The following is a 15,320-nucleotide window of genomic DNA, read 5'->3' on the forward strand; positions in this document are numbered from 1 at the left end:
GGGTCCACTGCTCGCACTCCGGGTCTGCCGTTCGGCCGCGTCCTCGACTGCGTCCTCGGTGCGCCCTGTACGGGGGCTGGTACCAGGTGCTCTCAGGCAGCTTCGTTCGGGCGTCCCGTAAGGTCCAGTTCGGGCCAGCAACTCCCGGATGCGTAGCTCGATCTCGTCCCGGACCGGACGACGGACTGCCTCGACGCCTCGCCCGCCAAGGACGGCAAGACCCGTAGGTCGCGGTAGCGACCTCGTCCAGAGTCCTTCGGACCGCATGGCGTCCCGATCGCCAACGCTGCGGCTCAATCACGGTGCTGAGAGCCGGAGTTGACCAGTTGAGCGGGGCGCAGCACCTCGTCAGCGAACTCGGCAGGCGCGTGATGCCGTCGGCGACGCACCAGCGCGAGACACCGACGGGTGGCGGATCGGGATGCGCACGCGCCTCGTTGGCCGCAGGCTGGTGACATGGCCGCGCCTATCGTCGTGCATCCCCCGTCGCCGTCCGGTGGCCGCCGTGTCACCGCGGACGGGACCATCCTCGGCCTCGCCCACGACCTGCGCGACCTTGCCGAGTTTCTGCGCCGCGTCGGCCTGGACCCGGAGGACGTGCGGTTCGACGACCCCGAGCTCATCGAGTGGCGCCGGGGTGGGCCCGACGTGTGGCAGTAGCCACTCCGGAACCTGTGCCCGAATCTCCTTGCCTGGCGCCTGGCGATCTTCCGCGCCGCGGGCCTGGTGCCCCCTCGCGCTGAAGCTGTCGGATCCTCATCGCGCCGCGTGCTGACGTATGGAAACGGCGTATGGAGACGGGTCCCGCGGCTCAGTCGCCTTCGGGCAGCGTCAGGCCCAGCCGGATCTGCCCGTCCGCGGTGGCCACGATCGTCTCGGTGACGTCCCGGGGTTTCCAGCCGAGCAGCGACCGGGCCTTTTCGTTGCTGATGACGGGGATCCGGCCTCGCATGGCCGCGGCGTCGCGAAGTGCCGGCTCCGTCTTGGCGGCCTCGCGTACCTGCTCGATGGTCAGCTCCGTGGAGGGCAGGACATCTGCTGCGGCGGGGAAGTGTTCGCGCAGGATCTGTGCCATGCCGAAGAGGCTGATCGCCGGTCCGCCGACGGCGATGAAGCGCTCGCCCGCCGCTTTCGGATGCAGCATGGCCCGCAGGTGCAGGTCCACGACGTCCCGTACGTCGGCCACACCGAAGTACATGATCGGCACCACGGGCATCTGCCCGGTCAGCATGTTCTTGACGAGACCGAGCGAGGCGGACGGCCGGTCGCCCAGCTGGGGACCGAAGATCCCGGTGGGATTGACGACCGCCAGCTCGATGCCGCCGTGAGTATGGACGTAGTCCCAGGCGGCACGCTCGGCCAGCACCTTCGACTTGTGGTAGGCGGGCAGGCCCTCGGTGTCCGGGTCGGTCCAGTCCGCTTCCGAGTAGTGGTTGCCGGGCTTCACCGTGTATCCGACCGCTGCGTAGGAGGACGTCATCACGACCTGCGGGATCCCGGCCTTCCGGGCTTCGGACAGGACGCGCAGGGTGCCGTCGCGGGCGGGGAGGACGAGCTCCTCCTCCGTCTCGGGCGGGGTGGACGGGAAGGGCGACGCGTGGTGCAGTACGTGGCCGACCCCGTCCATGGCGTCCGCCCAGCCGTCGTCGGCGCTGAGGTCGGCGACGACGAACTCCAGCCGGCTGGACGGATCGACCTCGGCCCGCCGGAGCGCGGCCCGGACCTCGGCCTCCTGTCCGGGCTCCCGGACTGTCACACGGGTCTGATATCCCTCGCGCAACAGTCGGGCGACCGAGTGGCTGCCGACGAATCCGGTGCCACCTGTGACGAGCACCGTCCCGCGTTCTGACGGGGAAGCGGTGAGATCTTCTGTAGTCAACCTTCAGTCCTTCACGGTGAATTGGTCCATGACGTGCGTGACGTCGTCGATCGCCCGCTTTTCGGCGTCCGCGTCCCCACGGACCCGGGCATCCCACAGGTCCGCCTTGCCTCGCAGATACGCCAGACGAAGTTGAAGCTGCTCGATCTCGGCGGCCAGCTTCTTCGCCTGCGAGGCGAACAGATCCCGCTGTTCGGCCGCCGCGGAATCGCCTTCGGCGAGCAGTTCCAGGTAGCGGCGCATCCCGGTGACGGTCATCCCGGCGGAACGCAGGCAGGACAGCGCCTCGACGCGGTCCACGGTCGCCGGCGGGTAGCGGCGGTGGCCACTGGACTCGTCCCGTGCGACCTCTCCGAGCAGGCCGATCTTCTCGTAGTAGCGCAGCGTGGGATCGCTGAAGCCCGATCGTCGTGCCATCTGCTGGATGGTCAGATCCGCCGCTTGCTCTCTGGTCGCTCCTGCCATGCCGACAGCCTCCGATACCTCAAGCGCTTGAAGTCAAGCGCACTCGTCGGCGCCCCGGCCGCTGTCGACTGCGGCGGCTGCCGGCCGACGCTCTTGGAGAAGTGACGGCGCTGCCGCGGGAGCGGCGAAAAGGGAAGGCGGGGCCTGACGAGGCGTTGGCAGGATGTCCGTCCTGCTCGACACCCGACGGGAGAGGACCCGACGACCATGTCTCGCGCCATCACTTTGATCCGCTCCGCGTCCCTGTCCGACGTCGCCGAGTATGCCTACGCCGCCACGGCGCCCGCCGAGTCACGCCTGATCTTCCTCGCCGGTGCGTGTCCGCTGAACGATGACGGCTCCACCGCGGCGCTCGGGGACTACGCGGGCCAGGCGATGAAGGCCGTCGAGAACATGCAGACCGCTCTCGCTGCCTCGGGTGCGTCGCTCCAGGACGTCATCAGCACCAGGGTCCTCGTCGCATCGGCCCGGCAGGAGGACCTGGTGGCTGCCTGGGAGGTGGTACGGGACTCGTTCGCTGACCATGACGTCCCCAGCACCTTGATGGGCGTCACCGTGCTCGGCTACGAGAACCAACTCGTGGAGATCGAGGCCGTCGCCGCCGTGCTCGATTCTTGAGCCCACTGCCGCGCTGTGGCTGTGGCTGTGGCTGCATGACCAGCGGCCCCCGCCCCTCCACCAACAGCACCCCGCTGCTGCCTTGGCAAGAGGCCCAGTGCCTCCGGAACTCATCAACACGGCCCCTCCGTGATTGAGGCGCCGCCGACACCCAAGCCGCCGCCCCACCCGACCGATGCGCCCAGAGCACCGCCCGCGGATGACCGTCCTGCCGGGCAGACACCGGCCTTCTGGCAGCCCCGCTCGTCAGTCTTCCTGCTCGTCGCCGAACCGGCGGAGTGACGTCGTGACGTCGTCGACGAGGCGGGAGAGGAGGCGGCCGAGGTCGCGGCGGTCCTGGTCGGGCCAGTGGGCGATGGCTTGAGTGAACCAGCCGAGGAGGGTCGTGGCGTAGCGTTCGGCGGCCGCGGATCCTTCAGGCGTGGGGGCGATGATGCTGGCCCGGCGGTCGTCAGGGTCGGCGGTGCGGCGGACGAGGCCGCGGCGTTCCAGGAGCTGGACCTGGCGGGTGACGTGCGGTTGGACGACCTGCATCTGCTCCGCGATCTGCTTGATGCGCAGGGGCTCGTCGGCGAAGTGGAGGGTGATCAGGACGGCGAAGGCGGGCCGTTCGAGGTTCGTGCCGGTGGCGTCCATGGCGTGCTCGGCCACCCGACCTCGGCCCAGGGTGCGGCTGAGCTGCATGACGCGAGGGAGAGCGGCCAGGACCTCGGCGGGGGGATCGGCCGGGGGTTCGCCGGGGTCGTCTCCGGGTGGGGTGGGCGTTCCACCTTGAGCCATTTGCATACCTAACTTATGTATCTATACTGGAGTCGCGGCACGGTTCCGGGGCCGCTTCATGTCCAGCCAAAGGATACCTAAGTTATGTATCGACGCCCTCCCCTCCGGAACCGCCCCGCACCTCGCAGGATTCTGGTCTCGGGCGCCAGCATCGCCGGTCCCACCCTTGCCTACTGGCTCCACCGCTACGGCTTCGACGTCACCGTCGTCGAGAAGGCCTCCGCCATACGCGGTGGCGGCTACGCCATCGACATCCGCGGCACCGCCCGCGACGTCGTCGACCGCATGGGACTGCTGCCCCGCCTGCGCGAGGCCCACGTGAACTCCGAGCAGATCACCTTCCTCCACCCCGACGGCAGCGAACTCGCCGCCATCCGCCCCGAGTTCGCGACCGGCGGTGCCGCGGGACTGGACCTGGAGGTCCGGCGCGGTGACCTAGCCGACTGCCTGTACGCAGCCGTCGAGGGCAAGGTCGAGTTCCTCTTCCGCGACTCCATCGCCACCCTCCACGACACCGGCGAGCAGGTCGACGTCACCTTCGACAGCGGCATACGCCGCACCTTCGACCTCGTCCTCGGCGCCGACGGACTGCACTCGAACACCCGCCGGCTCGCCTTCGGCCCGGAGGAGCACTACCACCGCTACCTCGGTTACTCCTTCGCCGGCTTCACCCTGCCCAACACCCTCGGCCTCGTACGCGAAGCACAGCTGTGGAACGTCCCCGGCAGGGCCGCCGTCCTCTACGCCCACGAACCCGACGACGCCCTGCACGGCTTCCTCACCTTCGCCCAGGACGAACCGCCCCTCGATGCCTTCCGCGACCCTCATGCCCAACGCGACCTGGTCGCCGCCCACTTCCCCGAGACCCGGTGGCAGATCCCGATGATGGTCGAGGCCATGCGGAACTCTGACGACCTCTTCTTCGACGTCGTCAGCCAGATCCACATGCCCAGTTGGTCCCGTGGGCACATCGCCCTCACCGGAGACGCCGCCCACGCGACCTCGTTCATGTCCGGCCAGGGCTCCAGCTGCGCCCTCGTCAGCGCCTACGTCCTCGCCGGGGAACTCGCCACACGCCCCGACCACACCACCGCATTCGAGTCCTACGAGAAGACCGTGCGCGGGTTCGTCGAGTTGAACCAGGCTCTGGCCACCGCCGGCGGCGACGTGGTCGCCCCCCGCACGCAGCAGCAGATCGACACCCGCAACGAAGCGCTCCTGCACCACACCGACCTCACCTCCGGGCAGCAGGGCAGGGAGGCCAACACGGCCCTCGCCCTGCCGGATTACGAGGCATGACGAACGCCACCGACGCGAGCCGGGTGTGGGGATCGGCTCGCAGCCGTTCTGGCGGCTGACCGAACTTCCGGTCACCCTGGGGTGAGTGGGCCGAGGGGGTCGACAAGTGTCGAGCGAATGGAATAGCCCTGTGCCGCATCCGGATACACCTGCTGTTCGCACCCCTCACGAGGTGCTGACTTGCTACTACCAGGCCATGCTCGACAAATCCCCGGACGATCTCGCCGATCTCTACGCCGTGGACGCGGTGCACGAATTCCCGTTCACCTCTCCCGGGTTCCCCCCGCGCTACGAGGGACGTGAGGCCGTGCGCGCCGGATACCGGGCGGCCTGGGGCGCCAGCCCCGCCCAGGTGCAGGAGGTCAGGAGGATCGCGGCCTACGAGACCACCGATCCGGAAGTGATCATCGCCGAGCATGTCGTGGTGGGAACACTGACGACCAAGGCCACCACGTTCACCGTCCCCGGACTCCTGATACTCCACGTCCACAACGGACTGATCACGCGAGTCCGCGACTACATGGACGGCTCGGGAGTCCCCAGCGCCGGAGCGTGAAGGCCACATCGGTACAGCGGCCGCGGAAGCGTGATCGCAGAAGGCAATGCAGAAGGGCCCGTGACCAGCGGAGATGCTGGTCACGGGCCCCTTCTCGGCTGTGGCGGCGCTAGGATTCGAACCTAGGAAGGCTGAGCCGGCAGATTTACAGTCTGCTCCCTTTGGCCGCTCGGGCACACCGCCTGGGATTGCTGCCCGGTCCGCCCTTGGGCGGTCCTCCGTGGCAACGACGTAAACCATACCCGATGACCGGGGGGGCTTCGCCACCCGGTTGATCAGGGGTGCGGGGGCTGCTCAGTGGCTAGGCTGACCCGGCGGTCCGCGCCGTGGGCCGCCTCTCTGACGGATCTATCTACGAGGAGCCAACTCACCATGGCCGACTCCAGTTTCGACATCGTCTCGAAGGTCGAGCGGCAGGAGGTCGACAACGCCATCAACCAGGCCTCCAAGGAGATCTCGCAGCGCTACGACTTCCGTGGCGTGGACGCCTCGGTCGCGTGGTCGGGCGAGAAGATCGAGATGCGTGCCAACGCCGAGGAGCGGGTGAAGGCCGTCCTCGACATCCTCCAGTCCAAGCTGATCAAGCGCGGCATCTCCCTGAAGGCGCTGGACGCGGGCGAACCGCAGGCGTCCGGCAAGGAGTACAAGATCTTCGCGTCGCTGAAGGAGGGCATCGCACAGGACGAGGCGAAGAAGATCGCGAAGGTCATCCGCGACGAGGGCCCCAAGGGCGTCAAGGCCCAGGTGCAGGGCGACGAGCTGCGGGTCTCGTCCAAGAGCCGCGACCATCTCCAGGAGATCATCGCGCTGTTGAAGGGCAAGGACTTCGACTTCCCGCTTCAGTTCGTCAACTACCGCTGACGGCACGGGGATCGCCGCGCCCGTACCCGTGGTCGTGCCCGTACTCGTACTCGGACGCGCACTCCTGCCCGTACCCGTACGCGCATTCCTGCCCCTGATCGCACACGCCCGCCGGGTCCATGGCCCGGGGCCCTGCCGGACGGCCGGGCGGCGCGCGCTCCGCTCGTACGCGCGCCGCGCACCGGCCCGCCGGGGACCCTGGGGGCCGGTGTGAACTACTCGTCGGGGTGGCGGAGTTCGATGTCGAAGCCCTCCACCACCGGGCCGTCCACGTGGAGCGTGGTCGCCACGGGCGGGTAGCCGCCCGCAACGACGGAGTAGTCGCCGCCGTCCAGGTCCGTGAAGGCGTACGCGCCGTCCTCGCCGGTGGTGGACGTCGCGATCACGGCGCCCGCCGCGTCCACGAGCGTGACCCGTGCGTCCGGCAGGGGCTCGTTGCGCGCTCCCGCACGGACCGTGCCCTGGACCTGTGCGCCCGCGGCCAGTTCGATACGGATGCGGGTCACGCCGTGCCCGTCCACTTCGACCGGGCGGGCGGTGGGCCGGTAGCCCGGCGCGTTCACCGCGAGCGTGAAGGCTCCGGTGACCAGTCCCTCGAAGCCGAAGTCGCCCCGCTGGTCCGTCTTTCCGGTGGCCAGCGCCTCGCCCCGCTCGTCGGTCACCACGACCATGGCGTCGGCCACCGGACGGGCGTCCGCCGCGTCGCGCACCTGGCCCGCCAGGCCGCTGGTGGCGGAGAGCACGACGTCGTGGCTGAGCGGCTCGTCGCCCAGTACGACCGTGGAGGCCCGCGGCTTGTGCCGGCCGGCCGCCACGATCAGCACGTAGCTGCCGGGCTGCGGGGCCTCCAGGATGTAGGAGCCGTTCCGGTGCGCGGTGGAGCGGCCCAACTGGCGCCCGCTCATTGAGATCAGCGTCAGTGCCGCGTGCGGCAGGCCCGTACCGTCGGCGCCGCGGACGGTGCCGTGTACGCCGCAGCCGGCGAGTTCGTACTGCTCCGCAGGGGCGGCGGACACATCCGTGGCCGCTGCGGGCGCAGGGTGCGCGCCCCCGGGCGAGGGCCGGGGGATCAGGACGGGGCCCTCCGGACCGCCGCCGCCCGCACCGCCCGCCGGGGCGTCCCGCAGGCCGTCGCCCTCGACGTCGACGTTGGGCAGCGCCCGGCCGAGCCAGCGGGGCAGCCACCAGGCGGCCCTGCCCAGCAGCGCGAGGACCGCCGGTACGACGGCCATGCGCACGATGAACGCGTCGAAGAAGACGGCCACGGCGAGCCCGAAGCCGATCATCTTCACCATCGAGTCCGTCGACCCTATGAAGCCCGAGAAGACGGCGATCATGATGACGGCCGCGGCGGTGACCACCCGGGCTCCGTGCCGGAATCCGGTCACGACCGCCTCTCGCGGTTGCTCGCCGTGTACGTACGCCTCCCGCATGCGCGTGACGAGGAAGACCTCGTAGTCCATGGCGAGGCCGAAGACGACGCCGACCATGAAGATCGGCATCATCGACATCACGGGGCCGGTCTCCTCGACGTCCATCACCTCGGCCAGCCAGCCCCATTGGAAGACGGCGACGACGGCGCCCAGCGCGGCGAGCACCGAGAGCAGGAAGCCAAGCGCGGCCTTGAGCGGCACGAGGATCGAGCGGAAGACGACGATCAGCAGCAGGAAGGCCAGTCCGACGACGAGCGCCAGATAGGGGGCCAGGGCGTCGTCGAGCTTCTGCGATACGTCGATGTTCATCGCGGGGGTGCCGGTGACCAGGACCCGTGCGTCGGTGCGGTCCTTGATGTCCGTTCCGGAACCGCGGATGTCGTGCACCAGGTCCTCGGTCGCGTCCGCCGACGGTCCGGAGGCCGGGATCACGTTGAGCATCGCGGTGTCGCCGGACTTGTCGAACCTGGGCGGTGTCACCGTGAGCACGTCGTCGAGGCCCTTGACCGTCTTGGCGACCTCGCTGACGGCGGCCTTCGGGTCGTCGCCGGCACGGGCGTCGACGACGACCATGAGGGGCCCGTTGAAGCCGGGGCCGAAGCTGTCGGAGAGCAGGTCGTACGCCTTGCGCTGCGTGGTGTTCACCGGCTTCGAACCGTCGTCGGGCAGGCCGAGTTCGAGCTCGCCGACCGGGAGCGCCGCCGCACCGAGGCCGAGGACGCCGAGCAGCAGGACGGTGAGGGGGCGGCGGACCACGAAGCGCGCCCAGCGGGTGCCCATGTTGGGCTTGGGCCCGGTGCGGGCTCCCTCCCCGTGGACCTCCCCGTGGACTTCCTCGTACGGTCCGGCGCCGGCCGGCTGCGCCTCCCCGTGCCCGGCCTTCCTGTGACCGCCTTCCGGCGCCTTGCGCCGCTTCGCGCCCGCGGGCCGCACCCGCTTGCGCGCCAGTCCGATCAGGGCGGGGATCAGGGTGATGGCGATGAGGACCGCGACGGCCACCGTGCCCGCGGCGGCCAGGCCCATCTTCGTCAGTACGGGGATGTCGACCACGGCAAGGCCGACGAGCGCGATCACGACCGTGAGTCCGGCGAAGACGACCGCCGAGCCGGCGGTGCCGACGGCTCGGCCGGCCGCCTCCTCTTGTCCGCGGCCGTCGGCGAGTTCCGCGCGGTACCGGGAGAGTATGAAGAGCGCGTAGTCGATGCCGACGGCGAGGCCGATCATCATCGCCAACGTCGAGGTGGTGGAGTCCAGTTCGAGGGTGTCGGCCAGCGCCGTGATCGTGGAGACGCCGATGCCGACGCCGATGAGGGCGGTGAGCAGCGGAAGCCCGGCCGCGACGAGCGAGCCGAGGGTGATCACCAGCACGACCGCGGCGACGGCGACTCCGATCACCTCCGTGGAGCCCGTCTCGGGGATGGTGGTGAGCGCGTCGCCGCCGACTTCGACGGTCAGTCCCTCGCCCCTGGCGTCCCGTGCGACGTCCTTCAGCGCATCACGCGAGGAGTCCTCCAGCTCCATGCCGGGGACCTTGTACGAGACCTGCGCGTAGGTCACCGCGCCGTCCTTGCTGACGGCCCTGGCGCGGAACGGGTCGACCACGGAGGCGACTTCGGAGCCCTTGCCGAGCTCCGCGACGGCCTCCCGTACGGCCGCCTTGTTGTGCCCGGCGGTGATCTTCTCGCCGTCGGGCGCCTTGAAGACGACCCGGGCGGTGGCTCCGTCGGCGCTGGAACCGGGGAACCGGTCCTCCAGCAGGTCGAAGGCCCGCTGCGCCTCGGTGCCCGGGATCGAGAAGGAGCTGGAGCCGGCGGCAGGCGCCTGTGCGGCGCCCAGGCCCGCGACGGCCAGCAGGGCCACCCAGATCAGGGCCACGAAGTGCCGTCGCCGGAAGGCGAATCGGCCGAGTTTGCTCAGGAACGTTGCCACGGACGTACTCCCGGTCGGGTCGTGGGGTCTTGCGGGTCAAGAGGATTCGGCCCGGCGACGTGAGCGGTCGTCCCAGGTGCTGTGGGTTGTCGCATGAGGAGACTCAGACGCCGAGTGCGGGGAGGACGACGGCGTCGACGTACGAGACGAGGAAGTCCTGCGTGGGCGGCAGGTCGTCGATCAGGGTGCGGGCCGCGAACGCGCCGATCAGCATGTGCAGCACGTATTCGCAGGCGGGGTTGTCCGCGCGGACCTCGCCGCGGTCGACGGCGCGCTGCAACATCCGCCGCAGCTCCGCCAGTTCGGGCTCGATCAGCAACTCGCGGAAGGCCTGGAGGAGATCGGGGTTCGCGTGCACGGCCATGGCCAGGCCGCGCATCAGCGCGGAGTCCGCCTCCAGCTGGCAGTCGTTCTGGCGCACGGCGAGTTCGTGGAAGTCGCCGCGCAGGGTCCCGGTGTCGACGTCGGCGAGGTTGACCGGCTTCTCGTGCCGCAGCGCCCTGACGACGAGTTCGGCCTTCCCGCCCCACTGGCGGTAGAGGGTGGCCTTGCTGGAACGGGTGCGGGCGGCGACGGCGTCCATGGTGAGGGCGTCGTAGCCGACCTCGCGGAGCAGACCGAGCACGGCCCCGTACAGCTCGGACTCGCGCTCGGGCGTGATCCGGCTCCGGCGTGCCGCCGCGGACTCGGTCATGCTCGTCCACTCCTGACGAACGAAACGGTTTCGTACAGCGGAAGCCTATCCAGGGCTCGCGTCGAAACGAAACCGTTTCGTACGTGGTACGCGTCACTCACCGTCGGGCGGTCGCGGGCCGGGGCGGGCGGTCGCGGGACGGTCTGCCGGACGCGGCGGCCCATGGGCCCGTGGGTGGCTCGTGGGGTGGCTCGCTGGGCGCTCGGCCGGTTACCGGCCGCGGCCCGCCATCCGCTCCAGGCGCGCGACGCGCTGGGCCATGGGCGGATGCGTGGAGAAGAGGCGGGCCATGCCCTCGCCCCGGCGGAACGGGTTCGCGATCATCAGATGGCTCGCCGCCTCCAGCCTCGGCTCCGGCGGGAGCGGCAACTGCCGGGTGCCTGCCTCGAGTTTGCGCAGCGCGGAGGCGAGGGCGAGCGGATCGCCGGTGAGCTGGGCGCCCGAGGCGTCCGCCTCGTACTCGCGGGAGCGCGAGACGGCGAGCTGGATGACCGAGGCGGCGAGCGGGCCCAGGAACATGACCATCAGCAGCCCGAAGAGGCCCGGCCCCTCGTCGTCCTCGCTGCGCCCGAAGGGGATCAGCCAGGCGAAGTTGACGAGGAACATCACCACGGAGGCGAGCGCGCCGGCGACCGAGGAGATGAGGATGTCCCGGTTGTAGACGTGGCTGAGCTCGTGGCCGATGACGCCGCGCAGCTCGCGCTCGTCGAGCAGGCGGAGGATGCCGTCGGTGCAGCACACGGCGGCGTTACGGGGATTGCGGCCGGTGGCGAAGGCGTTCGGCGCCTGGGTGGGCGAGATGTACAGGCGGGGCATGGGCTGCCGGGCCGCCGTGGACAGCTCACGCACCATCCGGTAGAGCCCCGGAGCCTCGAACTCGCTGACGGGGCGTGCCCGCATCGCGCGAAGGGCGATCTTGTCGCTGCGCCAGTACGCGTAGCCGTTGGTGCCGAGAGCGAGGAGCAGTGCGACGACGAGGCCCGTACGGCCGAAGAAGCTGCCGATGACGATGATGAGTGCCGACAGTCCCCCGAGGAGCAGAGCTGTCCTCAGCCCGTTGTGCCGGTGCACAGTACGCCCTCCAGTGGTGCAGCAGGGGAACCAGCCCTGAGCCGCGTGGTCGCGCCACGGTTCGGTGGAACCTCTCCGCCCTGGTCAACGCGGAGGGCCGGACAACAGTTCCCTGCCAGGGACGATGTGCCCCGTACGGCCCCTCGCCGCCCTGTGCGGGCCGTGCGGGCCGTGCCGTCCGTGCCGTCCCGTGCGAACCCGGCCGTCCCGTACGGCCCTTGGCCCGTCCCCCGCGGACCCGCCTTCCCGTACGGACCCGCCTTCCCGTACGGACCCGCGGTCCCGCCGGGACGAGCGCTACCGCAGCCCGCCCGCCGTGAAGGTCAGCACCAGGTCCGGGTCCAGGGAGAGCGCGATGCCGGCCGCGGCGGTGAGGGCGATGCCGGCGGCGAGCGGCGCGGCGATGCGCGGACGCCGCTGCGCCGGGTCCGGCACGGGTGCCGTGGCGGGTCCGCCGGGTGTGACCGCGGCGACGGGTGCGCTCGCACGGAAGACGAGGGCGGTCCAGCGCAGGTAGTAGAAGAGGGCCATCACCACGTTCACGGCCATGATCACGGCGAGCCAGCCGAGGCCGCCCGCGACGGCCGTCGAGAAGATCGCCACCTTCGCGAAGAGACCGATGACGCCCGGCGGCAGCCCCGCGAGGCAGAGCAGGAAGAAGGCGAGCGCGAGGGCGGCCAGCGGATGGGAGGCGTGCAGGCCGCGGTAGTCGGTGAGGCGGTTGTGACTGCTGGTGCGGCTGATGTGCGCGACGACGGCGAAGGCGCCGAGGTTCACGGCCGCGTACATCAGCAGGTACGCGACGGTGGCGCCGACCGTGGACAGGGCCGGGCCGGAGGGCTCCGCTCCGCCGGAGTCCGCCGCGGCGGCGGCCAGCGGCACCAGGAGATATCCGGCCTGGCCGACGGAGGACCAGGCCAGCAGGCGTACGGCGCCGTGCGCGCGGTCGGCGCGCTGGCGCAGGGCCGCGGCGTTGCCCACGGTCATGGTGACGGCGGCGAGCACCGCCAGTGCCGGGCCCCACAGCTCCGCGCGTGAGGAGAAGGCCTGAACGAGGAGGAGGACGAGGCCCGAGATCCCCGCGGTCTTGCCGACCACCGACAGGAACGCGGCGACAGGCACGGGCGCGCCCACATAGGTGTCCGGGACCCAGAAGTGGAAGGGCACGACGGACGCCTTGAAGGCGAAGCCGACGAGGGTCAGGGCGATGCCCGCGCCGCCGAGGGCGTCCAGTTGGGGGTCGGCGCGGGTCAGGCCCTCGCTGATCCCCTGGAAGTAGAGCGTGCCGGTGACCGCGTAGAGGAAGCTCGCGCCGAGGAGCGTCACGGCGGTCGCGGTGACGGAGGAGAGGAAGAACTTCAGCGCGGCCTCCGCCGAGCCGCGGCTTCCGCGGCGCATCCCCACGAGCGCGAAGGCGGGCAGCGAGGCGGTCTCCAGGGCGATGACGAGGGTGACCAGATCGCGGGAGGCGGGCACGAGCGCGGCGCCGGCGGTGGCGGACAGCAGCAGGAACCAGTACTCGCCCGCGGGCAGCCGCAGGTCCCGCACCGCGGGCATGGACAGCAGCGCCGTCACGAACGCGGCGCCCAGGATGAGGAATTGGAGTACGAGGGCGAGGGTGTCGGCGGAGTAGCTGCACGTCGGGGAGCCGGCGGGCAGATCGGGCAGGCAGAAGGTCTTGAGGTCCCTCGTACGGAGGAAGAGCAGTGGCAGGGCCGACAGCAGGAGCGTCACCGCGGACAGCGGGCCCAGCAGCCGCTTGGCGCGCTCGGAGAGGAAGAGGTCGGCGACGAGGACGGCGAGACCGGCCACGGCGGCGATGGTGGGCGGGGAGATCGCGAGCCAGTCGACGGACTGCACGGCGGAGGCAGAGGCGGAGGCGTACCCGTCTGCGGAGTCCGCGAGGTGCGTCAGCCGTTCCGCGTGCGCCGGGTCGGCGAACTGCGCGGCGTGCGTGGCCCCTTGGGCGAGGAAGGTCATCGAGCCGGTCATCGGGCCACCCCCGGAAGGAGGTTCTGTACGGCGGGGTCGGTCAGTCCCAGGAGGAGCGCGGGCCACAGTCCCGCGGCGACCGTGAGAACGACCAGCGGCGTCCATGCCGCGTACTCGTAGCCGCGTACGTCGGGCAGCCGCACCGTCGCGGGGGCCGGATGCTCCCCCGGGGATTCGGGCCGCGGCGATGTGCCCGGCTCCGGGTCGCGCAGCTGCCAGCGCTCGCGGTGGTCGGCGTCGCCGCGCTCTTCGAGCGGGTCGCCCATGCAGACGCGGCGCACGACGACGAGCATGTACGCGGCGGTCAGCAGGGTGCCGAGGCCGCCGATCGCCATGTACGTGATGAACGCCGGCCTGCTGAGGCCGCCGGCCGGATCGTACGCGCCGAGCAGCGCCAGCATCTCCCCCCAGAATCCCGCGAGTCCGGGCAGTCCGAGCGAGGCCACGGCCGCGAACGCGAGCAGCCCGCCGAAGCGCGGTGCCGTGCCGTAGAGGGCGCCGCCCGTCTCACCCGAAAGAGCGTCGAGGCCGGTGCTGCCCGCGCGTTCCTTGAGGGCGCCGACCAGGAAGAAGAGCAGGCCGGTGATGAGGCCGTGGGCGATGTTGGCGAACAGGGCGCCGTTGACGCCGGTGGGTGTCATCGTCGCGATGCCGAGCAGCACGAATCCCATGTGGCCCACGCTGGAGTACGCGATGAGCCGCTTCAGGTCGCCGTCGGCGCCGGGGCGTGCGAGGGCGAGGCAGGCGAGCGAACCGTAGACGATTCCGGTCACGGCGAGCGCGGCGAGATACGGGGCGAAGACGCGCATCCCGTCGGGGGCGACGGGGAGCAGGATCCGTACGAAGCCGTAGGTGCCCATCTTCAGCAGGACGCCGGCCAGCAGTACGGAGCCGACGGTCGGCGCCGCGGTGTGCGCGTCGGGGAGCCAGCTGTGCAGCGGCCACATCGGGGTCTTCACGGCGAGGCCCGCGCCGATGGCGAGCACGGCGAGGATCTGGGTGGTGCGGCTCAGCCCGGGGTGACTGTCAGTGGCCAGTGCCACCATGTCGAACGTGCCGCTCTTGAGCCCGATGAGGAGCAGGCCGAGCAGCATGACCACGGAGCCGAGCAGTGTGTAGAGGATGAACTTCCAGGCGGCGGCGGCTCGTTCGCGGGGGTCCGCCACGCCCCAGCGGGCGATCAGGAAGTACATCGGGACGAGCACGGTCTCGAAGGCGAGGAAGAAGAGCAGGAGGTCGAGCGTGGCGAAGGTGGCCAGCGTCCCGGCCTCCAGGAGGAGTATCAGCGCGACGAAGGCCTGGGGGCCGCCGTCGCGCGGGGCTGCGGCGGCGCCGGCGGGCCGGCCGGGGCCGGCGTCCTGGTCCGCGTCGGGGCCGCCGGCGCTCGCCGGTCCGGTCCTGACGTGGGTCCCGTAGCTGTGGAGGGCGCAGAGGAAGGTGAGCAGAGCGGTCAGTACGAGGAGCGGCAACGAGACGCCGTCGACCCCGAGATGGAGGTGAATGCCGAGGGAGGGGATCCATTCGACGTCCGACTCGGCCTGCATGGTGCCGGGCCGTCCGGTGTCGAAGCCGAGCGCGAGCACGACCGATGCGGCGAGCACCGCGCCGGTGACGGTCACGCCGTGACGCTGTACGGCCTGCCCCGGGTCGCGGCCCTTGAGCCCGGGCGGCGCCGGGAGCAGCGCGGCGGCCGAGCCGAGCAGGGGGAGGACGACCACGGCGACGAGGAGCGCCTGCATGACG

Annotated in this window: 13 protein-coding genes, 1 tRNA gene and 1 pseudogene; 5 read left to right on the forward strand and 10 right to left on the reverse strand. The window is 70.8% G+C overall.

The genetic code is table 11. The annotated features are described in order from the left end of the window. The first annotated feature begins 456 nt into the window (after window positions 1–456). Window positions 457–660 (forward strand): hypothetical protein, encoded by a 204-nt coding sequence (locus tag HCC61_RS07275; RefSeq protein WP_169134380.1) that lies wholly within the window; start codon window positions 457–459, stop codon window positions 658–660. A gap of 151 nt (window positions 661–811) precedes the next feature. Here the strand turns inward: HCC61_RS07275 and HCC61_RS07280 are convergent, their stop codons facing one another. Then, window positions 812–1,879: an aldehyde reductase gene (locus HCC61_RS07280; protein ID WP_169134381.1), complete on the reverse strand. Its 1,068-nt coding sequence runs from the start codon at window positions 1,877–1,879 to the stop codon at window positions 812–814. 3 nt (window positions 1,880–1,882) lie between these two features. Beyond that, window positions 1,883–2,344 carry a MerR family transcriptional regulator gene (locus HCC61_RS07285; protein ID WP_169134382.1) on the reverse strand — a complete coding sequence of 154 codons (462 nt, stop codon included), beginning with the start codon at window positions 2,342–2,344 and terminating at the stop codon, window positions 1,883–1,885. Window positions 2,345–2,551: 207 nt separating this feature from the next. Between HCC61_RS07285 and HCC61_RS07290 the strand changes: the two genes are divergently transcribed. After that, window positions 2,552–2,962, forward strand: a complete 411-nt coding sequence (locus HCC61_RS07290; RefSeq protein ID WP_169134383.1) for a Rid family hydrolase — start codon at window positions 2,552–2,554, stop codon at window positions 2,960–2,962. 246 nt (window positions 2,963–3,208) lie between these two features. On the opposite strand, the gene HCC61_RS07295 is transcribed toward HCC61_RS07290, so the two are convergent. Further along, window positions 3,209–3,742, reverse strand: a complete 534-nt coding sequence (locus HCC61_RS07295; protein WP_169134384.1) for a MarR family transcriptional regulator — start codon at window positions 3,740–3,742, stop codon at window positions 3,209–3,211. 84 nt (window positions 3,743–3,826) lie between these two features. On the opposite strand from HCC61_RS07295, the gene HCC61_RS07300 reads away from it, so the two are divergent. Together HCC61_RS07300 and HCC61_RS07305 are read left to right on the forward strand one after the other, a co-directional pair. Then, window positions 3,827–5,041, forward strand: coding sequence for an FAD-dependent monooxygenase (locus HCC61_RS07300; protein ID WP_169134385.1), 1,215 nt, complete (start codon window positions 3,827–3,829; stop codon window positions 5,039–5,041). A 196-nt stretch (window positions 5,042–5,237) separates the two neighbouring features. Beyond that, window positions 5,238–5,597 (forward strand): nuclear transport factor 2 family protein, encoded by a 360-nt coding sequence (locus HCC61_RS07305; protein ID WP_206322155.1) that lies wholly within the window; start codon window positions 5,238–5,240, stop codon window positions 5,595–5,597. Window positions 5,598–5,698: 101 nt separating this feature from the next. Here HCC61_RS07305 and HCC61_RS07310 read toward each other — a convergent pair. Continuing rightward, window positions 5,699–5,780: transfer RNA gene (locus HCC61_RS07310), tRNA-Tyr, on the reverse strand. A gap of 189 nt (window positions 5,781–5,969) precedes the next feature. On the opposite strand from HCC61_RS07310, the gene HCC61_RS07315 reads away from it, so the two are divergent. Continuing rightward, entirely contained in the window at window positions 5,970–6,458 is a 489-nt protein-coding gene (locus tag HCC61_RS07315; RefSeq protein WP_169134387.1) for a YajQ family cyclic di-GMP-binding protein, read from the forward strand. A gap of 215 nt (window positions 6,459–6,673) precedes the next feature. Here the strand turns inward: HCC61_RS07315 and HCC61_RS30575 are convergent, their stop codons facing one another. The 6 genes and pseudogenes from HCC61_RS30575 to HCC61_RS07345 all read right to left on the reverse strand — a co-directional run bounded on the left by HCC61_RS30575 (window position 6,674) and on the right by HCC61_RS07345 (window position 15,316). Next, complete coding sequence (locus tag HCC61_RS30575) at window positions 6,674–7,474, reverse strand: carboxypeptidase-like regulatory domain-containing protein (protein ID WP_346777082.1); 801 nt, start codon at window positions 7,472–7,474, stop codon at window positions 6,674–6,676. Between the two features lie 105 nt (window positions 7,475–7,579). Further along, a pseudogene (locus tag HCC61_RS07325) lies at window positions 7,580–9,820 on the reverse strand (MMPL family transporter); the annotation flags it as partial. A 103-nt stretch (window positions 9,821–9,923) separates the two neighbouring features. Beyond that, window positions 9,924–10,514, reverse strand: a complete 591-nt coding sequence (locus HCC61_RS07330; protein ID WP_169134388.1) for a TetR/AcrR family transcriptional regulator — start codon at window positions 10,512–10,514, stop codon at window positions 9,924–9,926. A 210-nt stretch (window positions 10,515–10,724) separates the two neighbouring features. Beyond that, complete coding sequence (gene htpX, locus HCC61_RS07335; RefSeq protein WP_169134389.1) at window positions 10,725–11,585, reverse strand: zinc metalloprotease HtpX; 861 nt, start codon at window positions 11,583–11,585, stop codon at window positions 10,725–10,727. Between the two features lie 297 nt (window positions 11,586–11,882). After that, window positions 11,883–13,577: an NADH-quinone oxidoreductase subunit N gene (locus HCC61_RS07340; RefSeq protein ID WP_240968528.1), complete on the reverse strand. Its 1,695-nt coding sequence runs from the start codon at window positions 13,575–13,577 to the stop codon at window positions 11,883–11,885. Further along, window positions 13,574–15,316, reverse strand: a complete 1,743-nt coding sequence (locus HCC61_RS07345; RefSeq protein ID WP_169134582.1) for an NADH-quinone oxidoreductase subunit M — start codon at window positions 15,314–15,316, stop codon at window positions 13,574–13,576. Before HCC61_RS07345 ends, HCC61_RS07340 begins: the two co-directional genes overlap by 4 nt. Window positions 15,317–15,320: the final 4 nt, after the last annotated feature.

The organism is Streptomyces sp. HNM0575 (assembly GCF_012726265.1).
Classification (GTDB): domain Bacteria; phylum Actinomycetota; class Actinomycetes; order Streptomycetales; family Streptomycetaceae; genus Streptomyces.

Bases quoted from the DNA above. Each gene is read 5' to 3' on its own strand.
- HCC61_RS07290 (WP_169134383.1), top strand. From the start codon at position 2,552: ATGTCTCGCGCCATCACTTTGATCCGCTCCGCGTCCCTGTCCGACGTC.
- HCC61_RS07345 (WP_169134582.1), bottom strand. From the start codon at position 15,316: ATGCAGGCGCTCCTCGTCGCCGTGGTCGTCCTCCCCCTGCTCGGCTCG.
- HCC61_RS07315 (WP_169134387.1), top strand. From the start codon at position 5,970: ATGGCCGACTCCAGTTTCGACATCGTCTCGAAGGTCGAGCGGCAGGAG.
- HCC61_RS07295 (WP_169134384.1), bottom strand. From the start codon at position 3,742: ATGGCTCAAGGTGGAACGCCCACCCCACCCGGAGACGACCCCGGCGAA.
- HCC61_RS07330 (WP_169134388.1), bottom strand. From the start codon at position 10,514: ATGACCGAGTCCGCGGCGGCACGCCGGAGCCGGATCACGCCCGAGCGC.
- HCC61_RS07300 (WP_169134385.1), top strand. From the start codon at position 3,827: ATGTATCGACGCCCTCCCCTCCGGAACCGCCCCGCACCTCGCAGGATT.
- HCC61_RS07340 (WP_240968528.1), bottom strand. From the start codon at position 13,577: ATGACCGGCTCGATGACCTTCCTCGCCCAAGGGGCCACGCACGCCGCG.
- HCC61_RS07305 (WP_206322155.1), top strand. From the start codon at position 5,238: ATGCTCGACAAATCCCCGGACGATCTCGCCGATCTCTACGCCGTGGAC.
- HCC61_RS07285 (WP_169134382.1), bottom strand. From the start codon at position 2,344: ATGGCAGGAGCGACCAGAGAGCAAGCGGCGGATCTGACCATCCAGCAG.
- HCC61_RS07275 (WP_169134380.1), top strand. From the start codon at position 457: ATGGCCGCGCCTATCGTCGTGCATCCCCCGTCGCCGTCCGGTGGCCGC.